A 22,456-nucleotide genomic window follows, 5' to 3' on the forward strand; every position below is an offset into this window, starting at 1 on the left:
GAATCCGCCTCGCCTGACAACTCAACCAAGCCGGAAATCTCCACTTCCGACCGGGACTAATTCTGGTTCAGGGTCACAAGCCGGAAATCTCCACTTCCGACCGGGACTAATTCTGGTTCAGGGTCACAAGCCGGAAATCTCCACTTCCGACCGGGACTAATTCTGGTTCAGGGTCATTTTGAAGAGTCGGAACGATATGTCGTAAATATTTCCTGGTTGCAGGGTTATCCAATTTCGCTACACTAATAAAAGCAAGTGGGTCCATTCCTCGCTTGCCATGGCACATAATCCAATGCAAGTTCGCCAGCGCATTAGCCTCCGTAAGGTGCTTGAGTAGCTCGTCTGCACTGTACTGCCAATCGCGAAAACGGTCTCGCACCGTTTCATCAAGGAAATATCCAAAAAACGTCGTGAGGAGAAGCTCCCACCTCATAGCGGAATTGGGATGTGAACCCTCGGGTTTTGAATTGAAATCTTTGCTGGACGATCCATAGAACCTATTGAAGAGGCACGTCATCCCGCATATTGCCATGTAAACGTCAGCATACGGAATAGAATTCTGATTCAAAACAGAGCGATATTGAAGCCAAATCACGAGTCCTTCGTGGTCAGCGGCGATCTCGGTTACGTGCGAGATGAGCGCTGCTTGACCTCGCAAAGGTGTGATGAGACCGACCCTCAATTCCTCAATCACACGTACGCTCTTTTTTGGATGAAATGAGTCGCGAATTCCAATGTGTCCCTGAGAAAGATGGGCCATTTCATGGAAAAACACCCATTCCAAAGTTGCCTCAAACATCAGTTGCGAACATTTCTCTTCGCTGCATCCCGCCGGCAATACCCCAAGGCGATCAGAAGATAATGTGCCAAATATCTGTTTGTACTTGGGATCGCAAAAATGAACGCGAGCCAACCTGCTGAGCAGACGCGCGTCACGATAAATATCTATGGCAAACTGGTAGCTGAAGATAACCCGGTCGCTTTCGCTTGTCTCATGATAGGTGGACGCGGTTGATTCCGCATCATCTCTCCAGCTAAAACCAATTGTTCTCCCAATGCGATTGTATAATGCGCTGGCAAAGCTCGTTACTCGGCGTAATATTTTGTCGGCAATATTGATGATCTCGACTTGATCCATCGAGAAAATTTCATTTTTAATTTTGTCGATATCTGCGGTATTCATTATTTTCGATCATCTTTGGCGTGGTCTATTTCTGAGCGCATTTGTCGATCGAAAAGTATGGCGACTCCATCAAATAATCTTCCCGGTCGGCGCGTCGACGTTCTCAGCGACCGTGAAGATTTTGATCTTGATGTACCCGGTTGTCCAGTGGTTGGCAAAGAGATTCGGATGTGCACCGAATCCCCCTTACATTGGTCACCGTGATGCCGTAGATATCTCGGATCTTGACTCGCAACGCGTCGAAGAAGATGGCTGGGTACATCGGCTCAAGCGGCCGAGCCTGCCAGGCCGTCACCTCAGCCATGACCTCGTCGGTGACCCGAGCTGATGAAATCGGACGAGACCTCGGTGCCATATTGTTCCTGCAAAAAGCCCTGAATCTCCCGCACGGTCATGCCGCGGGCATTCAGGGCGACGATCTTGTCGTCGAAGCCCGTTGGGGATCAGCAGCGGCTTGAAGCTGCCGTTCCGGCCGCGCGGCACCTCGATGCGAATCGGGCCGTCTTCGGTCAGAACGGTCTTGGCGCCGGTGCCGTTGCGCGGGTTCGTGACGGCGGCCGGCTCGGCAGCGCTCGGCGGATAGCCCAGGTAATGGTTCATCTCGCCACCCAGCGCCCGCTCGATCAAGGCCTTCTTGAGAGCCAGTGTCGTGGTATTGACGCCTTCGGCCGTCATCGGGCCGTTACCGAACTTTTCAAGCAACTCGGCGGGAATCGCCAGCAGTTCTATAGGTTGGGCTTTTGGTTTGCTGGCATAAACACTCCTTGGGAGAATATTATGCCTCAACCACGAAATTTCTGACCGGCCTATGATCGACTTTTGCAAAAAAATTAATATGAATGTTTAGAATTCTTCAAAATCACCATCCCAAGGATCGTCGCCTCCACCTCCACCTTCATCTCCATCGCTGCTGCTGTTCGCATCGCCGTTGTCGGGTATGTTTGAGCTTTCGTCTGGGGGGATGGCAAGTTCTCCATTCCCTGGGCGATCGCCTACATCAATTGAAGGCGAGTTCACTCCTCCCTCGTCGCCATAATTTTGGTTGTTAGCGTCAATGTTGTTAATTAGATTTCCTAGATCGTTCGAGAATTTATCGCCCAAGAAATATGATGTAGAATCCGCTGCGTTTTGTCCATTTAGGAAAGTATCGACCAATCCAAGCTCTGACGGTTCCTTGCGAAAGTCAAGGAGAGAATCCTTGAATTCGAGGAGCTCGCCGGTATGCTGTCCAATGTTCGCTGCGCTCTCTACCTGCTCGAAAGTTCCACCCAAAATCGCGGTGGCGGCAGCAGCATACTGCCCGTATAGAGCCGAAAATGCCTCGATCTGCTCTTTATATCTACCAAGTTGTTCGTTATCAGTGAATTCCGCAACTAAGCCGATTCCGACAAAAGCAACGCCTAATCCTCCGGTCATTGTGGCGGCAGCTAGACCGACGGCCTCGACCGCCGTTAGGGTGCCGACAGTAGCAAGCGCATCTATGGATAGTGCAACAGAAATCCCACTTCCCAGCGCGTCGATGGTTCCAGTCTTGATAAAGTCTAAGCCGGTAACGATGGTCGCAGCGGGAGGAGCCGACTCATCGGATGGCAAGGGCAGGTATTCGCCGTGGTGCGACGTAACGTGCATACCTAAACTCCATATCCGTCCGGTAATGCGCGAATGCGCAAGTGCAGAATAAGCCCAGTAACCCAACTTCTTGTGCCAGGTTCGCTAGCGCTTGCGTACCAGAGGATGCTCCGCTTGTCGAAGGATATTGACCATGTTTGGCCAAATGGATTTGCGTTGCGGCAGCCCGGATCCGTAGTGATATCTGGTTCGAGTTCACCACTCGTTCCGCCTTGTAGTCGTACATTGGCGAGAAAAATGGGCGGCCGAGAGTAGGTGTCTTGGAATGCCGATTTTTGTGCAGGTAATTGCACTGTAGCGTTCAACCGTGCTCGCTTTGCTTCCGTAGCGGCACCGGTCAGAGTTCTCTTAGTCTGCTGTTCGGCGTCGCTATATGCCGATGGATAGCCGTTCAAATACTCGGTTGGATATGCATCCTCTTGCGCATGGGTGACGGTCAGCCCAATACCAATTATACGAATTGCGCGCAGATTAGCACTAAATGGTAACGAATCGATGGGAAGTTGAAATGAAACCGTGCCCGATCCGTTCACGTCCATTGCGTCCGATATTTGTTTGTCGGTAAGAATATCATGCCCGCCAGTACTTGTCCATCGCTGATTCAAGGGAATCGAAAAAGATTGCTCGATTTCGTACTGGGCGCGTTTCTCAATTTCACGCATGGCTTGGCGAGTCCATAAAACAAATGCGTCAAGTATGTCAGGTGCTCGCGAGTTCACTTCAGGAATAACTCCTTTTACCCACAATGACACTGTTCCATCTGTTATGGAAGACGTCCGGAATCTGGGAATCAATACATTGATGTTTCCACTGTTCCCGCTCAAGGGGCGCAGTTTAGAAATGTCGAGTACGGAATAGATACCGGCTGCGGCGCAAAATATTTTTTGATATGCCTCGGCTATATCTTCGGCAAGGAGGGATTTTAAACGCAAGTAACGTTCGGCATAATTGTATGCCGTGCCCGGACTGATGTAGCGTGTAAATAGAGCAAGCTGCGCGTCTCGGATCAGATCGCTTTTTTGATGAAGAGCCGCCCGTCTCGCTTGTTCCTTGTGGAAGAATTTGAGGGCATCATCGGCACTGCCCAAAGCTTGCACAGCGAGACCCTTATCGATAACATCTGTGCCTTTCCCAAAGACTTGACCGGCTTTTTGTTGCATCGAATAATTTCCGATGGCTCGGTCGTCTTGGATTGATAGATCATCCAGGTTTCTGGTGATAGGGCTAAGCTTGAGAAACGCAAGATAATCAAGAGCTGCTTTAACTCCAGCTACCTCGAATTCACCCATTTCTCGACGATACGCCAAACATCTGTCAAGTAACGTCCCTGCGCTTCGAAGGAGCGCGTCGTAAAGTTGAGGTTCATAAGCGAGTCTAGGTGTGGCTGCCGGGTCTGGACTGTAGAGATTCTCGCCGCCTTCACATACTGCATGTGTGGCGATTTCGTCGAAGGACAAATCGAATGTGCTTAGCCACGAATTGACTGGGTCCGTCATGAGACCTGCGCTGCCAAACTGCTGAGAAAGCGCAACCTTCAGCGAGTGCCAGCTCGAGGGGCGAACGTCACCTAGTAATTTTACCGATGACGCACTACCGAGTCGGTCGGTGCCAATCGCTGGGACCGAGGGAAGAGGTGGAGTAGAGCTAGTTGCGAGGGCCGCTGCATCAGCTTGAGCTGACGAGTCAGTCGGCGCATTGGCCGCAGCAACGACAGTCGCTCCGGCGACGAGGAAGTCTCGACGAGTTGGCATTGGCGGTCCCCTTTTTTGCTTTTTTCAGCACTTCACATCGAGTTCTAACGACCAAGCATAAAGAGTAGTTGGCAATAGTCAACCGGGAAATGGTAGGGCGACACTTGTGTAAGAGATCTGATAGGTCGGAAGAATTGCAAGCGAAACTGCGTTGTGTCCGAGCCATGACGTGATTTCACATTCCGGTGACCGGTCAGACGCCGACGCGTCGAATCGGTCGTTTTGAAACATTCGAACCCGACACTCGTCTTGGCAGGCGCGGAAATGAATTCCATCTGGAACAGTGACTGTTTGGCTTGGGGGCGTCCTTGTGGATTTGGGTCACCTAATTCGCCGCCTGAGAAGCTGTGCATCGAAGGGCCGCCGCGCCAGCCATCGAGGCCTGTGGACGACTGGTCGGAACGGGGGCGAATACCGTTCGAAGCTTCGGGGTCGTGTCGGCGTGCCGTCGAATGGGGCCATCCGAAGGTTCGATTCGACTGGGAGGTCACTTGCCTCAAAAAATTGCATGCCGAGCGGGTGTTGGGCATGGCGTTTGACCACGCATCAGCGCCGCTGCGCGCGGCGTAGGTTTTGGCGTAACTTTCAAGAGTCAGGCTTGCGGAATAAGGCCAATTCATTACTTCGAAGAAAACGAGTGATGGAAATTCGGGAGTCTTCGGGACGCTCGTCTGGCAAGCGATTTGTCCTGGAGAGGCTTTCTGGTAAAGGGTTTTGACCGAAAGTCAGGTTGATCGCAAATCGTATCGACACTTCCGAACATCGGGAAACTTGGCGTTCTGGCGTAGCTTTTTCGAAAAGCTACGCCATTTTCCGATGAGATTTGCGCGCGCACTGCAAGCAAGCTGACCTCGGGCCAGCACTTGGCCTTGACGGCTTTCCCGGGCTACGCCCGAAGGCGACCGGAAGTCGTCTTTCGTGGTGCGAACATGCTGTGATCCTCTCGTCTCACGATCGCGCGGAACCAATAAAAAGGTCTTGTGATTTGGGCCTCCCTCCTGGGGGCTCGTTGGCGATCAGCCCTCGTGTCGCTTGATGCTCTCCTGCTGATTGCCCCGGACCGGTGTCCGCATTGCGGCCTTTCCCGGCTACATCTCCTGCTGTCGGCCGAGGCCCTGAAATACTCGCCGATTGCTGGAGCACCGACGTCGCCCATCGCCGCGCAGCGCTTGCCGACTCATTTCGCGCGGCACGATTAACGCGGTTGGACAATGGACAACGTCGTTGTCAACGTTCCGATACCAATGGAAGGCCGGGTCCCCCACGCGACGAAGAGCCCGGTCGTGCATTCGTCGGTTTTGCGGGCGATTACGTCGCGCACGCACGCCCCTATGCCGGCAGGAGACCTGCCACGCGGTAAGTCTCTATCAAGGTGTCGTATAGCGCGATATCCGAACGGCTTCTGGCAATGAGCTGAGCGCCGGCAACGGCGGCGAAGATGGCGCGAGCCCGTTGTTCGCACGCTTCGGCGCTACCCACTGCCGCCGCGGACAGCACTTTACTCAGCCACGCGACATTGACATCGGCAAACGCCTGGACCTCTTTCATCACCGCCGCCGGCAGGTCGTCGCTTTCGGCGGCCATGAAACTGCAGAGGCACATGCGGTTACCGTTCTCGAGCGCCTTGCGGAACGTGTCGGGATACTGGCGAAGACACTGGAGCGGATCCGAGGATTCGGCCAACAGTGCTTCCAGCGTAGCGGCCGAATCCTCCCAATAGCGCCTCGCGACCGCCGCGCCCAGATCGGCCTTGCTCGGGAAGTGATGGTAGACGCTGGCAGCCTTGATGCCGACGACGTCCGCGAGATCGCGAAAATTCAGCCCGCCGTAGCCATGCGCCTGCGCGACCTTTGTGGCGGCCGCCAGGATGTTCTCCTTGGAGTTTGAGCTTGTCTCGTTCTTCACTGCTACGGCCTCGCAATTCAAAAAAGGAGTGTTGACGGGGGCGATTATACCTTCTACAGTAAACCTACCATGTGGCAGGTAGGGTAGTAACACCGCAGGCTCCGACACCGTCTATTCCGACGCAACCGCACTGTAGAGGCTTAACGATGAGTTCCGACATCCTCGATTTCGATGCAACCAAGCTTCCCTTGATGAAGATCCACGATTTTCCGACGGGACCCTATCCGACACGCGTGCGCATCGCCGTGGCCGAGAAGAACCTTCAATCGTGTGTCGAGTTTGCGATGGTCGACCTTTATAAAGGGGAGCACAAAAGGCCGGAATTCATTGCGCAGAAGAACTACTCGGGCACGCTGCCGGTGCTCGAACTCGACGACGGGACGCTCATTGCCGAATGCACGGCCATTACCCAATACCTGGACGCGCTCGATGGCGCGCCCACGCTCACCGGCAGGACACCGCTCGAACAGGGCTTGATCCACATGATGAGCAAGCGCGCCGAGCTGGAGCTGCTCGACGCCATCAGCGTCTATTTCCACCACGGCACGCCGGGGCTGGGGCCGGACGTCGAAACCTATCAGAACCCCGAGTGGGGATTCCGTCAACGCGACAAAGCCCTGAGGGGCATGCGTTACTTCGACGAGGTTTTGAAAAGACAGCCGTTTGTCGCCGGGGAAGCCTTCTCGATGGCCGACATCACGGTGATCGGCGGTTTGATCTTCGCGTCGATCGTGAAACTGCCGGTGCCTGCCGAATACGTGGCGCTTCATGCGTGGTACGCGAGGATGAAGGAGCGCCCCAGCGTAAGAAATCAGCCGGCATTCTCGGCGCTGAGCGGGACATCCGATTGATGTTTGTGGACGACTGCTTTCGCGTTTGAGCCGCGGTGCGCCGTGCTGCGGTTTCGTTTGCCCGCCAGATTGCTGCGTCCCAACGATCGGTGAATGAAATTCACACCCAAGGCGTGGACATTCCGTTCGGAGGACATAAGCAATCCGGCCTTGGCACGGAGCATGGAAACGAAGGGCGGCAACTGTTTACCAATCGGCGGCAACTGTTCACCAATCTCGCGTGGCGATCATGCCGTCGAATCGAAACCGAATGCCTGACGCTACGTCGCTGGAGGCCGGCGGGCGCGGAGGCATGTCCGCCTCGACGGCCGCGCCGCCGCGTAACGGCTCACGCGCGTGTGCCTGTCAGCGCCACGTGCCGTTCTGCAACACGATCCGATAGCCATCGGCATCCTCGAAAGTCTGGCCTGATATTTCCCAATACGGATTGAACGACGTCACCGGCATGAAGCCGTGTGCGGTCGCGCGCGCGCACGCGGCTTCCCATTCCGGACGATCGGGCAGGTAGAACACGATCAGATCCTCGGGCGTCGGCGACGGCGCGATCGGATGATCGGGACAGTGCGTGAACTCGAAGTGATAGTCGAGGCCCGCGCGTCCGAGCATCACGCCGGAAAAGCCGTCGTGATCTTCGAAGCGCGCCAGTACCGACAGATCGAGGGCGTCGCGATACATGCGCTCGGTGCGGGCGAGGTTGGCGACCGGGCGGGCGATACGCAGATGGGCGTGCAAGATGGCCTCGGCGGGAAGTGGCGGGCGGTCAATGATAAGCCGGCCGATCCGGATTGGGCGATGCGAGCGGATCGTGTTTCCGGCGATACTCGCCGTATCGAACGATATCGATCCGGCCTGAGCAAACGGGTCGAATTGTCGAGCCTCGTCTCGCGAAAGGAAAAACATGACGCTTCTCGATCCCTTATGCGCACTCCGCGTCGCAGCGGCGACTCATTCGCAAACCAGTCGAATTCGTGTGTTCGCCGTGCCTGCCGTACGACGCGCGGATAGGCACATGCCGGCAGGGCGGTGACGAATGGACGAGCCCGATCTTCGTCGGCCGATTGCCGGACCATATCGTCAGTCGCGATGGGTGGCCGGACTGGAGGCCGCTTTCGGATGGGTGGCGAAGGGGACGTTGGTACTGGCCGGGCTGGCGGTGGTCGCGTTGGCGGCGCTGACGGGCGACGTCGGGGCCCTGACGGACCTGCCGTCGACCAGGAAGGGCTGGTTGTATCTGCTGCTGGCAGTGGTCGTGGCGGTCGCGTTGATATTTGCGGTGCATCACTACTGGCTGCGCCCGGCTGGCGTGCACCTGGCCGGCTAGCCGGAATGGAAAATGATGTGGCCCCGCAATCCACGCCGGCAATAAAAAAGCCCGCTGCTTGAGCGGGCTGAATCCATGTTTGGAGACATGGAGGAGACAGACGTAAATTTAAGGGAAAACCCGAACGTTTGCAAGCGCTCGTTGTATCCGCACAACTTGCCGCCGCGTAGCATGGCCTCGTTCACATGCCGGCGGCCCGTGCGTGCGCCGCGAATGCGCCGAACCGCTCTTGCGCGACGGGCAGCGCGTATTTGCTGCGCATCTCCGTCTCGATCCATGCACACGCCTCGCGTGCGCAGTCGGTCAATGCGTGCCGCGTCGCATGCCCGTCGATGTCGTAGACGAAACGCACGCCGACCTCGTCATCGTCAACCTGTCGTTCGAGCTGATTGAGCTGCAGTTGCGGCCCGTGCTGTTGCGACAGCGCGCGCAATTCGTCGAAGTGATATTCGAGCCAGTCCGCGAAGAACAGTGCGTCGCTGTGGCACGGCAGGCGGAAAGCCGCGCTGCGCGACGGGCGCGCGGCGGTTTCGCCGGCCGGCGCTTGTTCGCGGTCGATGGCGGCGGGCAGATCGACCGGCGCGAGCGGATGCTGGATCCGCCGGTACGGCTCGCGATCGCGCAACGCGTGCCACAGCAATTCGTCGCCGGCGGCGCCGGACGGCTGCATCGTCAGGTCGTGCCGGCCGTCGCCGGTCGCGACGATGTCGCGGATCACGAGGCGCAGCGAGCACAGCGGCTCGTCCGCGACCAGCAGGGTGGCCGGGCGCGGCAGCCCGCACACGAGCGGCGCGGCGCCGGCGGCACGAAACACGAGCCCGCGGCGATCGAGCCGCACGAGCGGCAACGGCCTGGGAAACGACGGGTAGGCGACCGCGATGCGGGCGCCGTCGGCGCTCGTCAATCCTGGCATCATCGCGCGAAAGACCTGGGACTGGTCCACGTTGGTTCTCCTTCGTTACGATGCCGCCCGGACGGAAACGCGCGTTCCGGCTCAGGCGGCGATAGCTTGCCGGGCGGCCTGCCCCGGCTCGATTCCTAGCGCAGCAAACGTTTGCGGATCGATGTCGATCCAGCACGCGACCACCAGACGTCCGTCCACCTGCTTCGGCGGGCCTGCACGGTGCGCGTGTATGCCGATCCGACGGAACAGCCGCTCCATGCTCGCGAACGTCACGCCGATCAGCTGGCGCGCGCCGAGCTGCGCCGCGCATTCGACGACGGCCGCGAGCATCGGGCGCACGGCCCATTCGGCATTGCCCGGCCCGCCTTCGGCGTCGGTCGCCGCGAATCGGGACAACTCCCAGACGGCGGCCGATTGCGGTAGCGGCATGTCCTCGGCGACCAGATCGGCGAACAGCGACTTCAGCAGATACGGGCGCGTCGTCGGCAGCAGGCGCGCGCATCCGCACATGTCGCCGTCGGCGTTTCGCGCGAACACGTAGACGGTATCGTCGCGATCGAACTGGTCACGCTCGAAACTTTCGTTCGCCGACGGGAGCGCCCAACCGAGCTGTTCGACGAACACGCGGCGCCGATAGCGCCCGAGATCCGCCGCGAGTTCGTGTGGCAACCGCCCTTCCTCGTGAACGAAGGTCTGCATGGATGTCCTCGGATCTGTGCTTTGGTATGCATCCATTACAGCGCGCGGCACGAGGAGCCTGTAACTGGTAACTCTTACAGGGTGACGGCGTAAAGACGCCATTTGCGTGGTGGTAACGGTTTCTTGATCGCCGGGATTGAAAACCAGGCAACTTTTGCTTATAAAGACCGCCAGTCGCGCAGAATCGTCAGAAGAATGTGCGGCCGGTTGTCACTGGAGCGTCGGACCGGCATGATAGGCGTCGTTGTGCGCGAGCAGAGCCGACGCGACCGCGGCAGGCCAGTCGATGGCGGCGAGCCGCGCGGCGAGCGCGGCTGCCGTGCGGACCATGCCGATGTCGGCGCCTTTGGCGTCGGTGGCCATCACGTTGCTGCGGACGTCGCCGCCCGCGATCACGAACGTGCCCGTCGCGCGTTCGAGGTACCAGTCCCAGCCGACCGTCACGTACGCGACGCCGGCACCGGCGGCGCGATGCCATTCGGTATAACCGGCGAGGCGGGCGTCGATCGCGTTGTCGCGCAATTCGGCCAGCAGCGAGGGGTCGAGGCCGCTCGCGACATGGTCGAGCACGAGTGCGGCCAGTGCGCCTTCTGACAGGCGTACGTAGCCGTCCGGGGACGGGCCGGGGACAGGGTGCAGCAAGGGTGAAGTCATGCGCGGAATGTATCAGCCTCGAACGGGTGCTGGAACCTGACAAGTATGACAGCGTGACGTTGTCGGAGAAAGAATGGAACTGCGCTGGCAGGATGCCTACCAACAATTCAGCGCCGCGGAAGACGAGCAGCAGCTCTTCCAGCGGATCGCCGCCTATTCCAAGCGGCTGGGATTCGAATACTGCTGTTACGGCATTCGCGTACCGCTGCCTGTCTCGAAGCCGGCGGTCGCCATCTTCGATACCTATCCGGACGGCTGGATGGCGCACTATCAGGCGCAGAACTATATCGAGATCGACTCAACGGTTCGCGATGGCGCGCTCAGCACCAACATGATCGTCTGGCCCGACGTCGACAACATCGAGCCCTGCCCGCTGTGGCAGGACGCGCGCGATTTCGGGCTGTCGGTGGGCGTCGCGCAGTCGAGTTGGGCGGCGCGCGGCGCGTTCGGCCTGCTGAGCATCGCCCGTCATGCCGACCGGCTGACGCCGGCCGAGATCAACATGCTGACGCTGCAGACGAACTGGCTCGCGAACCTGTCGCATTCGCTGATGAGCCGCTTCATGGTGCCGAAGTTGTCGCCCGCGGCGGGCGTCACGCTGACCGCGCGCGAGCGCGAGGTACTGTGCTGGACGGCCGAGGGCAAGACTGCGTGCGAAATCGGCCAGATCCTCAGCATCTCGGAGCGGACGGTCAACTTCCACGTGAACAACATCCTCGAGAAGCTCGGCGCGACCAACAAGGTCCAGGCGGTCGTCAAGGCGATCTCGGCCGGGCTCATCGACGCGCCCTGACGCGACGGCGGCGCCGGATGCGGCGGCCGCCGCGCGGCTCATTCCATCATCGGCTCCGCTTCCTTTGCGGTCCAGCTCACGCTGGAAATGCTTTTCTCCATGCTCATCCGGCTCGCGATCTGCTCGAGCTTCTGCTGATCCTTCGGATGCAGCTTCAGCGTCGCGGTCACCTTCAGCCGGTCCGGCTGCTCGGGCACGTCCTCGCTCGTGAGGCTCTGGAACGACAGCGGCTTCGCATACATCGCGTTCGACAGCAGCGTGCGGATGTGCACTTCGTCGGCGGCGAGGCAAATCACGGTGATCTGGTATTCGCGCACGAGGTCGGCATTCGAGACGGGCGTCGCGTTGATGGCCTGGCTGACGCCGCGCAGCACCGTATTGGTGAGCAGCACGACGCCCGTGCCGGCGAGCGCGGGCACGTAGTGACCGGAGCCGGACAACACGCCGACGGCAGCCGAGCACCACAGCGTCGCGGCCGTGTTGATGCCCTGGATCGAACCCTTGTCGCGCATGATCACACCGCCGCCGAGGAAGCCGACGCCCGACACGACGTACGCGGCGATCTGCGTGACGCCCGCGACGCCGTTACCGGTCAGCACGCCTAGCGTGACGAACAGGCACGCGCCGCTCGCGACGAGCGTAATGGTGCGCAGGCCGGCCGTGCGCTGGCGCATCTGGCGTTCGAGGCCGATGGCGACGCCGCAGGCGAACGCGGTGAAAAGACGGAGTGCGAAATCGAAAGTCATGGTTGTCCTGCCGTGCAAGAAGCGCATGCCGACTGGCGTCGCCGCGACGCAAGGCCGAAGGCGACGCGGCGATAGCCGTCATCGCGCGGTACTGTACCGCGCGAATGCGTCGTTCAATGTGAAACGGATGGCGTGCGGCTCGCGGAACGCGAGCCGGGGCAGGAGAACTGCGGCGGACAGGCGTTCAGGCGGCAAGCGGCGCACGCAACGGAGTGCTGCAACTGTCCACGATGGTTCCTGAAGGAAGAATGGGCGGCATTCTAGTGGGCGGCGCGCGCCCGCGTCAACCGCCTGGCTGCGCTACTGCGCCGAGCCGATCGTGCCCGTCGCGAGCGCGAGCGCGGCGGCGGCCGACAATGCGCCGGCATAGCTGTCGACCTCCGCGTTGCGCGCGGCGAGCAACTGGCTTTGCGCGATCGTCGCGTCGGTGACCGAGCCGACGCCGTTCCGGTACGCGGTCAGCGCCGCGTCGTAGCTCGTTTGCGCGGCATCGACGAGCGCCTTCGCGGCGTCGTGCGACGCCAGGCTCGTCTGTACCGCGTTCTGCGCGGCGACGACCTGGCGCACCGCTTCCTCCTTGGTCCGCGTGAGGCGCGCGGACGCGCTTTCCGCGTCGTTGCGCGCCTGCATCAGCACGGCCGAGCGCAGACCGCCGTCGTACAGCGGGATCGTCACGCCGAGGAATACGCCGCCGCCGTAGCGGCTGCCGTTCAGGTTGACGGTCGGCGCCTGGTCGCCGATCGCGGGCAGCGCGGAGATGGACGCGCCGCCGCTCGCATACGACGTCGACGCGGACAGGAAGATCTTCGGCATGAACGCGGCTTGCGCGGCCTTGATCTTCGCGCGATTGGCCTTTTCGACCGCGAACGCACCCTGCAGGTCGGGACGGCGCGCGATCGCGTCCGACACGATCGCGTCGACCGACGAACCGAGCGCGGGCGGCAGCGGCCGCTTCGGCAGCGCGGCGATCGTCGGCTTCGACAGCGGCGAGATGCCGAGTGCGGAGACGAGGGCGAGGTAGCCGTCGCTTTCGGCGCCGTTCGCCTGCACGAGCGCGAGGTTCGCCTGCGCGCGGTTCTGCGTCGCCTGCGCGAGTTCGACGACGGTGCCGACGCCGTGCTGGAGCCGCGCGCGCGACGCCGCGAGAATCGCATCCGCGTTCGCGAGGCCCTGTTTTGCGCTGAGCGCGCGCGAGCGTGCGGCTTCGTAGCGGTAGTAGGAGACCGTCACGTCGTGGATGACCTGCTGGTGCACGGCCGTGAACGCGACGTTCGACGCGATCGACGCCTGTTCGGCCGCTTCGACGCGCGCCGCGCGGCCGCCGAAATCGAACAGCAGCCATTGCAGCGACAGCGCCGAAATCGTGCCGTGCACGGTGGTGTTGCTGGACGAATCGCCGAGGATCGTCGACGTCGAGCCGTGGTTCGCCTGGTACGCGCCCATTGCCGTCGCCGACAGGCGCGGCAGATACGCGGACTTGGCGAGGCCAACCGCGAGCGCCGCGTTGCGCGCGTCGTTCCAGGCGATGCGGGTCAGCGGGTTCGCGGATTCCGCGAGATCGATGAGCTCGGGCAGCGTGTACGCATGCGCGGCATCGAGCGCGGCCGGCGCCGGAACCGACGCGAGCGCCGGCGATGCGGGCAGCGTGTAGTCGTGTGCACCTTGTGCGGAAGCGCGCGGCGGCGCCGCCACGATGTCGCCCGCGGCCGACGTTTGCGGCTGCCACGGGCGGTCGGACGCCTCCGGCGCCAGATCGATCGACGACGTCACGCAGCCGGCCAGCGCGACCGCGGTCGCGAGCGCGGCGGCGGCGATCGAGGCGGCCGGCGGTTCAGGTAGACGCATGAGGGGCAGGCTCCTTCGGTGTGGCTTGACGGGCGGCGTCGGCGATATGGGCGAGCCGCGTGTCGATCAGGTTCAGCAGCGCGTCGCGCGCGGGGTCGGTGGGGGCGGCGCCCGGCGGTGGCGGCGGGGCATCCGTGCGGGGCGCGGTTGCGTCGTCGGCCGGCGCGGTCACGCGCGCGAGTTGCGCGCCGATCGCCGCGTCGCCGGGCTTGCGTTCGGCGAGCAGGAACAACGGGCCTTCGATCGCGCCGAGTTCCGCGAGCGCGCGCCGCCGTGCGGCGAGCCACGTCGCGGCCGGCCGCACCCACGACGGTTCGTAATGGATCAGGCCGAGCTCCTGCGAGATCGCGCCGTGGCGGGCGAACGCTTCGGCGGCCAGCGCGCGTCGTTCGGCCGGCTGCGCGATCTGCGCCACGCGCCGCCACTGGTCGAGCAGCGCCGCGAGCGCCGTGTCGATCTGCTTGCCGATGCTGACCGGCCAGATGCGCGTGAACACGAGATACACGACGACGTTGCCGAGCAGGATGCCGATCGTGCGATCGCGCGCGAGCGTCAGGTCGAAGCCGGGGCCCGCACCCTGGATGACGCACAGGAAGAACGCGAACGCGACCTGGAAGCCCGCGTACGCGATGCGCGGCGATCCGAACGCGACCCACGCGGACAGCCACGCGCCGGCGAAGACGAGCGCCATCAGCTCGCCGATCGACGATAGCGACGGGACGACGAACACGAGCGCGGCGGTGCCGATCAGCGCGCCGACGATGCAGCCGGCGATGCGCAGCGTGAGCTTCTCGACCGTTTCGGCCGTCGAGCCGAGCGACACCATGTAGCAAGTGATGAAGCAGGTATGGATGCCGGACCAGTCGAGCTGCGAGTACAGCAGGTAGCAGAACATCGCGGCTGCCGTCGTCTTCAGCGCATAGCGGATGTGGTCGGGATTGGTCCGCGCGTCGGGCACGAAGAAGCCGCCGCGTGGGGCGGGCGGTGCGGTGGCCTGCGCCGGTTCGTCGGCGGCGCGCGTGTCGGTGGTGTCGGTTGATGCGGCAGGCGCGTCGATGGCGGGCGGTTGCGCGAACTGCGCGATCGCGGCGTGCAGGTCCGTCGCGACGACGCGTGCGAGCGGCGGCAGCGCATCGGCGGCCGGCAGCGCGAGTGTCACGTCGACCGGATAGCCGCCCTGTTCAAGGATCGCGGCCATCTCGTCGAGCGTCGTCGCGATCGGCATGGCGAAAGCGTCGGGCAGTCGCGCCTCCGGTTCGCGATCGGCAAGCGCGACCGCGACGAGCAGCGCGGTGCTCGACGCGACGGCCTGCCGCAACGCGACGACATCGGCGCCCGACGACGAGCCTTCGAGCTTCGACAGCTTGAGCCACGTGAGCAACTGCCGGTCGCCTTCGCGCAGGCTTGCGTCGAACGCGGCGCGCGCGTCGTCGTCGCCGCGCAGCCGCCGCGCGGCGAGCCGCAGCCGCGTCGCGAGCTGCGTATGCGCGAGCGTGCGCGGCGACGGCGCGATCAGCAGGTTGACGACGATCGCCACGCCGACCGGGATCGCGACCATCAGCCATGCATAGAGCAGCGCGCGCGTCGCGGCTTCGCCGAACGGCGCGAGGCCGAGCTGGTCGAGCCCGAAGCCGACGATCATCGCGAGGATCGCGCCGACCGGGCGCAGCTTGCTGGCGGACGTCAGGTAGAGCAGGCCGACCGACAGCACGGCCATGCACGCGACGCGCAGCACCGAATACTCGATGCTGAAGATCGCGACGCCGATCACGAGCGCGATCACGAGCGTGACGAGCAACAGCATCGCGACGGCGAGCATGGCGCTCGTCACGCGATCGGCGCGGTTCAGGAAGAACACGACGTACGCGGAAATCGCGGCTTCCGGCGTGCCGTATCCGCTCGTCACGAGCACCACGAGCGCGCAGATCAGCGCGACGCGCACGGCCATGGCCGCGCGCCCCGGAAACGGCGCGAGCAGCCGCAGGACTTCGCGCGGGCCCGGCGAGCGGACGTCAGCGGCAGGCAGAGCCATGCCGGACCTCGACGATCGCGCTCGCGCCGACACGCACGAGCTTGCCGTCGGGTTCGTCGAGCTTCACGCGCACGGGGAAGCGCTGCGCGACGTGCACCCAGTTCACCGAGCGCTGCACGATCGGCAGCGAGCGCGGCAGGTTGATGCGGTCGCTGTCCGCGATGCCGGCGCCGATGCCGACGACCTTGCCCGTCATCGGGCGGCCGCGGTCGATCATCGAATAGACGGTCGCGCAGTCGCCGACCGCGATGCGATTGAGCGACGTCTCGCGGAAATTACCCACGGCGAACCATTCGCTCGCGTCGATCAGCGTGAAGATCGACTGATTCGGCGCGAGGGTTTCGCCGGGGAGCACGCTCAGGCCCGTCACGAGCCCGTCGTGCGGCGCGCGCACGACCGTATCGTCGAGCGCATGCTGCGCGCGGGCCAGCGCGGCTTCGCGCGCATGCAGCGTCGCGATCGCGTCGGCGTCGTCGCCGATCGTCTGCGCGGACGCGCGCTGCTGCTCCTGCGCCTGCGCGAGCGAAACGGACGCGTCGCGCTGGCGCACCTTCGCCTGATCGAACTGCTGCGCGCTGACGTAGCCCTGCGCGGCGAGCGGTGCAAGCCGGTTCACGTCGCGGGTCGCGAGATCGTAGTTCTGCGTCGCGCGCTTGACCTGCTCGGCGGCGACGGACGCGTTCGAGCGCTCGCCGATCAGCGAGCGGCGGCGCGTGTCGAGCGACGCGCGCGCGAGCTCGAGATCGGCCTGCGCCTGCGCGACGCTCAGCCGGTACGGCACGGGATCGATCACGTACAGCAGGTCGCCTTTCGCGACGCGCTGGTTTTCATGCACCGCGAGCTGCACGATGCGGCCGCCGACCGGCGACGCGACGTGCACGACGTCCGCGTCGATCGACGCGTCGTCGGTGGACGGATAGGCCGTCGTGCGGTGGTACGCGTACGCGAGCGCCGCGATGCCGAGCGCGACGATCGCGAGCGCGATCGCGCGGCCTTTGACGGAGGGGCGGGCGATGCCGGCGGCCTTCATGCGAACGGCCCCGTGCCGGTGAGCCAGACGATCACGGCGACCACGAGCCCGATCGCGGTGCAGACGGCAAGCTGGTAGGGCACCGTCGCGGCCCAGCCGGTCGCGACGAACACGCGGTGCGCGACGATGGCGCCGACGATGCCGACGATCGCGCTGACGAGCCACAGCGGGAAGTACGCGCCGAACAGCACGTAGGACGGCGCGCCGCGCGATGCGCAGCCCGCGAGCGGCAGGGCGGGCGCCAGGACGGCGGCGGCGCTCAGGGGCGCGCGCGGCGTTGTTTTTCTCATGGTGTGACGAGCTCGACGTTGAGGGTGGATGCCGGGCGCGGCGCAATGCAGATCGTCGCGACCGGCCGGGCCGCGACGACGATTCCGGGATACGGAGCCGATCATAAATCAGCGCGATGTGGATCGCCAGCGATCCGGCATGCGTTCACGGCATGCGGCGAGGCCGGCCGTGGCCGCGCCGTCGGTCATGCCGAACGGTCCGGCAGCGCGGGTCGGCAGCGATGGCCGGACCGCTGCGATTCTGCCAGCAGCCATTCGCGTAGGGTTGCTAAGGGACTGTAAAGGATCGTCAGACGCAATCGCGCCGCGGAATTTGCCGTGTGGGCGCAGCGGAATCGGCACGCAAATCGCCGATTGCTGCCCGAACCCGTGCGAATCCGGGCGGCCCGGCTCGCCGCGCGCATCCTCGACGAGCAGGCCGACGAGATCGCGTGCGAAGCGCGGCAGCGCATCGCGATCGGCGACGCGGATCGGTAACCGGCGCTCGGCCCAGTCGCCTTCGAGCGCGACGAGGCGCGGCGCCATCGTCTTCGCATGACGGCGCGCGGTGCCTTCGGGCAGTACGACGACGTTCTCGACGATCACCCTGCAGGCCGTCTCGAAGTTGCCGACCCGGTTGCGTCCACGCAGCATGCGCTGCATGTCGGCGGCCGTGCGCTTCGGGAAGGCGCGGATCGCGCTCGCGTCGCGCTGGCCGATGACGTCGCGGTCGAGCGTCGCGACGAACGGCGTCGATGCGTGGTCGCGACGCCGGGTGGATGGCCGACGATCACGCAAAGTCGTACGGCGCGGCACTGCCGGGCGCGACCCGTCGTCGCGGCCGGGATCTGTGTACCATCGTGCGTATGGTGCGACACGCGGCACCGGGCATCGCGGCCCGTGCGACGCGCGTCGCGGAAGCGGTAGTGCAACGAAGGCGAACGTTCCATGCGAAGTTTCTTTGTCCGGTTCATTGCAATCGGCGTGCTGTTCCATCTGTATGTCGGGATGCGGATCGTTCCCGATGCGTTCGTGTCGCCGCTCGCGCGCACGATCGCGGCGCTCGTGCTGGCGAGTTTCGTCGTGTTGATTCCGGTCGGCATGTTCTCGCGCCGCTTCGACGAAGGGTGGGCGGCGACGCTGGTCGGCTGGGCCGGCGCGCTCGCGATGGGCTTCTTCTCGTCGCTGCTGGTGCTGACGTTGCTGCGCGACATCGTGTTGCTCGGCGTGCTCGCGTGGCGGCATCTCGGGCATGACGGCGCGTGGAGCGGCGCCGCGCCCGACACGGCGCTCGGCGTGCTGGCGGCCGCGGTGCTCGTGACCGCGATCGGGTTCGTCGGCGCGCGCCGCACGGCGGCGGTCAAGCGCGTGTCGATTCCGGTCGCGGGGCTGCCGGCCGCGCTCGACGGATTGACGATCGTGCAACTGTCCGACATTCACGTCGGGCCGACGATCAAGCGGCCCTACATCGAACGGATCGTGCGTGCGGTCAATGCGCTCGACGCCGACCTCGTGGTCGTGACGGGCGATGTGGTGGACGGTTCGGTCAAGCGTCTGCGCGACCACACGGCGCCGCTCGGCGAGATGCGTTCGCGGCACGGCACCTTCCTCGTGACGGGCAACCACGAGTACTACGCGGGTGCGCATGCGTGGATCGACGAGTTTCGTCGTATCGGGCTGACGGTGCTGCTGAACGAGCACGTGGTGATCGAGCGCGGCGGCGCGCGGGCGGTGCTCGCGGGCGTCACCGATTTCACGGCGGGCGGATTCGATCCCGCCCATCGCAGCGACCCCGCGCAGGCGCTGGCCGGTGCGCCGCGCGACGTCGGCACGAAGATCCTGCTCGCGCACCAGCCGCGCAGCGCGGAAGCGGCGAATCGCGCGGGCTTTACCGTGCAGTTGTCGGGGCACACGCATGGCGGCCAGTTTCTGCCGTGGCCGCCGTTCGTGCGACTGCAGCAGCCGGTGATCGGCGGGCTGAACCGCTTCGGCGACATGTGGCTGTATACGAGCCGCGGCACCGGCTACTGGGGACCGCCGAACCGCTTCGGCGTGCCGTCCGAGATCGCGCTGATCCGACTGACGCGCGGTTAGCCGATGGCCGGGAGGCGGCCGTCGCGCGAGACGAACGCGCATCGCGGTGCACCGCGGCTTCCTTTCGGCCTTTCGGCGGCGAATGACAGCGCATGGCGGCGCACGGCGCCGTTGGCTAGTATGCAGACATGCGTCGTTCGCTTCGTTCCTCACCCGTGCCTGCCGACATGTCCACGCCCGATCTCTTCGCCAATACGCCCGTGCCCGACGTGGACTGGTATCCGGACTGGCTCGCGCCGCCCGACGCCGATCGCGCGCTGGCCGCGCTGATCGACGAGGTCGCGTGGCGGCAGGACACGATTCGTACGCCGCGCGGACGCATTCCGTTGCCGCGGCTCACCGCGTGGCAAGGCGAACCGGATGCCGTGTACGTGTACTCGGGCATCCGCAACGTACCCGAGCCATGGACGCCGGCCGTGCTCGGACTGAAGCATGCGGTCGAGGCGACGTGCGACGTGCGCTTCAACAGCGTGCTGCTCAATCGCTATCGCAACGGGCTCGACAGCCTCGGCTGGCATGCGGACAACGAACCCGAACTCGGCGACGCGCCAGTAATCGCGTCGGTGAGTCTCGGTGCGATGCGCGTGTTCGATCTTCGCCATCGCGCGACCGGCGTCACGCATGCGTACCGCCTCGTGCACGGCAGCCTGCTCGTGATGCGCGGACGCACGCAGGCCGAATGGCAGCACCGCGTGCCGAAGGCGCCGGCCGTGCAGGGCGAACGCGTGAACCTGACCTTCCGGCGCGTGTCGATGATGGGCGGATAGATCGCGCCCCGTTTCCCGATCCACGAAAGGGTGGTGCAAGCAATTGGCCCGGCGTGCGGCACGTTGCCGCACGAACGCGGTGCCGGGCGCCTCGGCGTGCCGCTGAGGCTCGTCCCGCAAGGCTTTCAGGTAGATACGATCAACCGCCCGGTTCCGATAGGTGAGTGAAACCTCTGATGGTGCGTCGCAACAATTCTTGAATAAACTGTCGAATGACAGAACCGCGTCGGCGTGCCGGCGCGACCTTTTCGATATGCCTCCGTGCGCTGCCGACGCAGCGCGCAACGGGGCAGGAGCAAAACGCGTGACCGTACTCGACCCTTCCTTCGCACCCTCGCTGCACGTCTTCGAGCAAGACGGCGGATGGCAATGGGCGCTGACGGTGAAGCGGGCGACCGGCGTCGGCGTGAAAGTCGTGGCGTTCAGCCGCGAAGGCTTTCGCGGCGAAGCCGAGGCATACGCCGCCGGCCAGCTCGCCCGCGCCGAATATGACGCCGCCGTGACGGCCTGACGCCGTCGCGGCGATCCCGCCCGAGGATCGTCCTCACCGTCGGCCGTTCGCTGCCGGGCGGTGGCTTTCCCGATCGTTTTCCATCTTCCGTCTTGTGCCCCGCGCGATGCGCGCATCGCGCGGGCGCGCCTGTTCGCCCGCGCCCGCCGCGCCGAATGGTCCGTACCATTCGACACGTGCGTGCCATACGTCGCGCTTAACGTCCGGGCACGGCGTCCGTCGCGCCGGCGACGCGGCCTGCGCCGCGGCTTGGGCGCCGGACGCCGACCCATCGACGAGAATGATGCAGGTCATGTGCGACGACAGAACCGACTACCACCACCCTGCGCGCGGCGGACCGCGCACGACGCGGGCGCCGGAACGGGGATTCACGCTGATCGAGGTGCTGATCGCGCTGGCGATCGTGGCCGTGGCGCTGGGCGCCGTGATGCGCGCGATCGGCGCGCTCGCGTCGGACACCGACACGGCGCGCATGCGTCTGCTCGCGCTGTGGAGCGCCGACAACGCGCTCGGCGAGATCCGCATCGCATCGACCTGGCCGCCCGTCGGCGCGAACACGTTCGCGTGCCCGCAGGGCCGCTACCGTTTCGTGTGCCGCCGGTCGGTGGCCGCGCTGCCGAGCCCGCTCGTGCGGCGCGTGACGGTGAGCGTCTATCCGTCCGCATCGAGCCGCAACGTGCTCGCCGAAGTCGTCACGGTGATCCAGAATGAAGCGCGCCGCTGAACGTCGAGGGGCCGGGCGCGCCCGCGGCTTCACGCTGATCGAGATGCTGGTCGCGATCGCGCTGCTCGCCGTGATCGCGCTGCTGTCGTGGCGCGGCCTCGACGCGACGATTCGCGGGCGCGACGATATCGCGTCGAATCTGGCGCAAACACGTCTGCTCGGACGTTACTTCTCCCAGCTGCAGTTCGACCTGATCAACCTCGTGACGGCCGACGAAGTGTTCGGGCCGCCGCTGCGCATCCGGCCGAACGAGCTCGTGATGGTGCGCCATCTCGGCGTCGGTGGCGGACCGGCGCAGATGCAGGTCGTGCGCTACCAGCTCGAGGGGCGCGAGCTCGCGCGCAGCGCGTCGCAGCCGCTTGCATCGCTGGCCGACGTGGAGGATGCACTGAAGCACATGGATGGGTTCGCGCGCGTGGTGGTCAGCAACGATACGCGGACGATGCAGCTTGCCGTGTGGATTCCCCCGGGCGGATGGACGACGAGCCAGACCGCCATCGAGCAGAGCTATGCGCAGTTTCTCGCCCAGCACGGCGTCAGCAACATCACGTCGCTCGGCATGCCGCTGCCGCGCGGCGTGCGCTTCGCGGTCACGATGGGCGCGCCGGCAGTCGAATACGTGCGGACGATCCCGATCGGCCAGTGACGGCGGCGCGGGGCGCTCGCGGCGCGCCACGCGATCCGTCCCCCGGACAAAATGGTCCGTAACTTTCGTCATACGTCTGTTATTACCCGTCCGTTAGTCTCG

At 63.9% G+C, this 22,456-nt stretch carries 23 protein-coding genes and 1 pseudogene; 9 read left to right on the top strand and 15 right to left on the bottom strand.

Annotated elements, in window-relative coordinates; all coding sequences use genetic code 11:
- Nucleotides 1-106 precede the first annotated feature (106 nt).
- The 5 genes and pseudogenes from WS95_RS34585 to WS95_RS02125 form a co-directional block, all read right to left on the bottom strand.
- Nucleotides 107-1,183 (bottom strand): hypothetical protein, encoded by a 1,077-nt coding sequence (locus WS95_RS34585; protein WP_156444421.1) that lies wholly within the window; start codon nt 1,181-1,183, stop codon nt 107-109.
- Between the two features lie 214 nt (nt 1,184-1,397).
- A pseudogene (locus tag WS95_RS32565) lies at nt 1,398-1,957 on the bottom strand (transposase); the annotation flags it as partial.
- 69 nt (nt 1,958-2,026) lie between these two features.
- The gene (locus WS95_RS34590) at nt 2,027-2,812 is read right to left on the bottom strand and encodes a hypothetical protein (RefSeq protein WP_156444422.1); all 786 of its coding nucleotides are present in this window, start codon (nt 2,810-2,812) and stop codon (nt 2,027-2,029) included.
- Nucleotides 2,813-2,814: 2 nt separating this feature from the next.
- The gene (locus WS95_RS34595; RefSeq protein ID WP_156444423.1) at nt 2,815-4,308 is read right to left on the bottom strand and encodes a hypothetical protein; all 1,494 of its coding nucleotides are present in this window, start codon (nt 4,306-4,308) and stop codon (nt 2,815-2,817) included.
- Nucleotides 4,309-5,892: 1,584 nt separating this feature from the next.
- Nucleotides 5,893-6,468 (bottom strand): TetR/AcrR family transcriptional regulator, encoded by a 576-nt coding sequence (locus WS95_RS02125; protein ID WP_059782987.1) that lies wholly within the window; start codon nt 6,466-6,468, stop codon nt 5,893-5,895.
- A gap of 146 nt (nt 6,469-6,614) precedes the next feature.
- Between WS95_RS02125 and WS95_RS02130 the strand changes: the two genes are divergently transcribed.
- Together WS95_RS02130 and WS95_RS34600 are read left to right on the top strand one after the other, a co-directional pair.
- Nucleotides 6,615-7,319: a glutathione S-transferase gene (locus tag WS95_RS02130; protein WP_059822040.1), complete on the top strand. Its 705-nt coding sequence runs from the start codon at nt 6,615-6,617 to the stop codon at nt 7,317-7,319.
- An 89-nt stretch (nt 7,320-7,408) separates the two neighbouring features.
- Nucleotides 7,409-7,750 (top strand): hypothetical protein, encoded by a 342-nt coding sequence (locus WS95_RS34600; RefSeq protein WP_230624757.1) that lies wholly within the window; start codon nt 7,409-7,411, stop codon nt 7,748-7,750.
- Here the strand turns inward: WS95_RS34600 and WS95_RS02135 are convergent.
- On the bottom strand, nt 7,665-8,051 hold the full coding sequence (locus WS95_RS02135; RefSeq protein WP_059782989.1) for a VOC family protein: 387 nt from the start codon (nt 8,049-8,051) through the stop codon (nt 7,665-7,667). The genes WS95_RS34600 and WS95_RS02135 overlap by 86 nt on opposite strands.
- 298 nt (nt 8,052-8,349) lie before the next feature.
- Between WS95_RS02135 and WS95_RS02140 the strand changes: the two genes are divergently transcribed.
- On the top strand, nt 8,350-8,640 hold the full coding sequence (locus tag WS95_RS02140; protein ID WP_059782991.1) for a hypothetical protein: 291 nt from the start codon (nt 8,350-8,352) through the stop codon (nt 8,638-8,640).
- 181 nt (nt 8,641-8,821) lie between these two features.
- Here the strand turns inward: WS95_RS02140 and WS95_RS02145 are convergent, their stop codons facing one another.
- The 3 genes from WS95_RS02145 to WS95_RS02155 form a co-directional block, all read right to left on the bottom strand.
- Nucleotides 8,822-9,583, bottom strand: coding sequence for a hypothetical protein (locus tag WS95_RS02145; RefSeq protein WP_179949031.1), 762 nt, complete (start codon nt 9,581-9,583; stop codon nt 8,822-8,824).
- Nucleotides 9,584-9,634: 51 nt separating this feature from the next.
- Entirely contained in the window at nt 9,635-10,243 is a 609-nt protein-coding gene (locus WS95_RS02150) for an acyl-homoserine-lactone synthase (RefSeq protein WP_034204537.1), read from the bottom strand.
- Between the two features lie 210 nt (nt 10,244-10,453).
- A complete protein-coding gene (locus WS95_RS02155; protein ID WP_059782995.1) occupies nt 10,454-10,897 on the bottom strand; it encodes a DUF4902 domain-containing protein in 444 nt (147 codons plus the stop codon).
- Between the two features lie 73 nt (nt 10,898-10,970).
- On the opposite strand from WS95_RS02155, the gene WS95_RS02160 reads away from it, so the two are divergent.
- Nucleotides 10,971-11,690, top strand: a complete 720-nt coding sequence (locus WS95_RS02160) for an autoinducer binding domain-containing protein (RefSeq protein ID WP_034204539.1) — start codon at nt 10,971-10,973, stop codon at nt 11,688-11,690.
- 38 nt (nt 11,691-11,728) lie between these two features.
- Here the strand turns inward: WS95_RS02160 and WS95_RS02165 are convergent, their stop codons facing one another.
- The 6 genes from WS95_RS02165 to WS95_RS35530 form a co-directional block, all read right to left on the bottom strand.
- Nucleotides 11,729-12,436, bottom strand: coding sequence for an MgtC/SapB family protein (locus WS95_RS02165; protein WP_027780999.1), 708 nt, complete (start codon nt 12,434-12,436; stop codon nt 11,729-11,731).
- Between the two features lie 300 nt (nt 12,437-12,736).
- Nucleotides 12,737-14,281 (bottom strand): TolC family protein, encoded by a 1,545-nt coding sequence (locus tag WS95_RS02170; RefSeq protein ID WP_059822042.1) that lies wholly within the window; start codon nt 14,279-14,281, stop codon nt 12,737-12,739.
- Nucleotides 14,268-16,313 carry an FUSC family protein gene (locus WS95_RS02175; protein ID WP_059822044.1) on the bottom strand — a complete coding sequence of 682 codons (2,046 nt, stop codon included), beginning with the start codon at nt 16,311-16,313 and terminating at the stop codon, nt 14,268-14,270. The genes WS95_RS02170 and WS95_RS02175 overlap by 14 nt, the downstream gene beginning before the upstream one ends.
- Nucleotides 16,294-17,343: a multidrug transporter subunit MdtN gene (mdtN, locus tag WS95_RS02180; RefSeq protein ID WP_034204542.1), complete on the bottom strand. Its 1,050-nt coding sequence runs from the start codon at nt 17,341-17,343 to the stop codon at nt 16,294-16,296. The genes WS95_RS02175 and mdtN overlap by 20 nt, the downstream gene beginning before the upstream one ends.
- The gene (locus WS95_RS02185; protein ID WP_034204543.1) at nt 17,340-17,633 is read right to left on the bottom strand and encodes a hypothetical protein; all 294 of its coding nucleotides are present in this window, start codon (nt 17,631-17,633) and stop codon (nt 17,340-17,342) included. The genes mdtN and WS95_RS02185 overlap by 4 nt, the downstream gene beginning before the upstream one ends.
- Nucleotides 17,634-17,741: 108 nt before the next feature.
- A complete protein-coding gene (locus WS95_RS35530; protein ID WP_257139552.1) occupies nt 17,742-18,608 on the bottom strand; it encodes a hypothetical protein in 867 nt (288 codons plus the stop codon).
- Between WS95_RS35530 and WS95_RS02195 the strand changes: the two genes are divergently transcribed.
- From WS95_RS02195 to WS95_RS02215, 5 genes are all read left to right on the top strand, one after another.
- Nucleotides 18,561-19,706, top strand: coding sequence for a metallophosphoesterase (locus WS95_RS02195; RefSeq protein WP_059822046.1), 1,146 nt, complete (start codon nt 18,561-18,563; stop codon nt 19,704-19,706). The genes WS95_RS35530 and WS95_RS02195 overlap by 48 nt on opposite strands.
- Nucleotides 19,707-19,873: 167 nt before the next feature.
- Nucleotides 19,874-20,473: an alpha-ketoglutarate-dependent dioxygenase AlkB family protein gene (locus WS95_RS02200; protein WP_257139553.1), complete on the top strand. Its 600-nt coding sequence runs from the start codon at nt 19,874-19,876 to the stop codon at nt 20,471-20,473.
- A gap of 304 nt (nt 20,474-20,777) precedes the next feature.
- Nucleotides 20,778-20,984 carry a hypothetical protein gene (locus WS95_RS02205; RefSeq protein ID WP_034204546.1) on the top strand — a complete coding sequence of 69 codons (207 nt, stop codon included), beginning with the start codon at nt 20,778-20,780 and terminating at the stop codon, nt 20,982-20,984.
- A 292-nt stretch (nt 20,985-21,276) separates the two neighbouring features.
- Nucleotides 21,277-21,708, top strand: coding sequence for a type II secretion system minor pseudopilin GspI (gene gspI / locus WS95_RS02210; RefSeq protein WP_059822751.1), 432 nt, complete (start codon nt 21,277-21,279; stop codon nt 21,706-21,708).
- Entirely contained in the window at nt 21,692-22,354 is a 663-nt protein-coding gene (locus tag WS95_RS02215) for a PulJ/GspJ family protein (protein ID WP_059822050.1), read from the top strand. Before gspI ends, WS95_RS02215 begins: the two co-directional genes overlap by 17 nt.
- The last annotated feature ends 102 nt before the right edge of the window (nt 22,355-22,456 follow it).

Source organism: Burkholderia sp. MSMB1826 (assembly GCF_001526325.1).
GTDB lineage: Bacteria > Pseudomonadota > Gammaproteobacteria > Burkholderiales > Burkholderiaceae > Burkholderia.

Coding starts and splice junctions, on each gene's coding strand:
- WS95_RS34585 (WP_156444421.1), bottom strand. CDS start 1,183: ATGAATACCGCAGATATCGACAAAATTAAAAATGAAATTTTCTCGATG.
- WS95_RS34590 (WP_156444422.1), bottom strand. CDS start 2,812: ATGCACGTTACGTCGCACCACGGCGAATACCTGCCCTTGCCATCCGAT.
- WS95_RS34595 (WP_156444423.1), bottom strand. CDS start 4,308: ATGACGGACCCAGTCAATTCGTGGCTAAGCACATTCGATTTGTCCTTC.
- WS95_RS02130 (WP_059822040.1), top strand. CDS start 6,615: ATGAGTTCCGACATCCTCGATTTCGATGCAACCAAGCTTCCCTTGATG.
- WS95_RS02140 (WP_059782991.1), top strand. CDS start 8,350: ATGGACGAGCCCGATCTTCGTCGGCCGATTGCCGGACCATATCGTCAG.
- WS95_RS02150 (WP_034204537.1), bottom strand. CDS start 10,243: ATGCAGACCTTCGTTCACGAGGAAGGGCGGTTGCCACACGAACTCGCG.
- WS95_RS02155 (WP_059782995.1), bottom strand. CDS start 10,897: ATGACTTCACCCTTGCTGCACCCTGTCCCCGGCCCGTCCCCGGACGGC.
- WS95_RS02160 (WP_034204539.1), top strand. CDS start 10,971: ATGGAACTGCGCTGGCAGGATGCCTACCAACAATTCAGCGCCGCGGAA.
- WS95_RS02165 (WP_027780999.1), bottom strand. CDS start 12,436: ATGACTTTCGATTTCGCACTCCGTCTTTTCACCGCGTTCGCCTGCGGC.
- WS95_RS02170 (WP_059822042.1), bottom strand. CDS start 14,281: ATGCGTCTACCTGAACCGCCGGCCGCCTCGATCGCCGCCGCCGCGCTC.
- WS95_RS02175 (WP_059822044.1), bottom strand. CDS start 16,313: ATGGCTCTGCCTGCCGCTGACGTCCGCTCGCCGGGCCCGCGCGAAGTC.
- mdtN (WP_034204542.1), bottom strand. CDS start 17,343: ATGAAGGCCGCCGGCATCGCCCGCCCCTCCGTCAAAGGCCGCGCGATC.
- WS95_RS02185 (WP_034204543.1), bottom strand. CDS start 17,633: ATGAGAAAAACAACGCCGCGCGCGCCCCTGAGCGCCGCCGCCGTCCTG.
- WS95_RS02195 (WP_059822046.1), top strand. CDS start 18,561: ATGCGAAGTTTCTTTGTCCGGTTCATTGCAATCGGCGTGCTGTTCCAT.
- WS95_RS35530 (WP_257139552.1), bottom strand. CDS start 18,608: ATGGAACAGCACGCCGATTGCAATGAACCGGACAAAGAAACTTCGCAT.
- WS95_RS02200 (WP_257139553.1), top strand. CDS start 19,874: ATGTCCACGCCCGATCTCTTCGCCAATACGCCCGTGCCCGACGTGGAC.
- gspI (WP_059822751.1), top strand. CDS start 21,277: ATGTGCGACGACAGAACCGACTACCACCACCCTGCGCGCGGCGGACCG.
- WS95_RS02215 (WP_059822050.1), top strand. CDS start 21,692: ATGAAGCGCGCCGCTGAACGTCGAGGGGCCGGGCGCGCCCGCGGCTTC.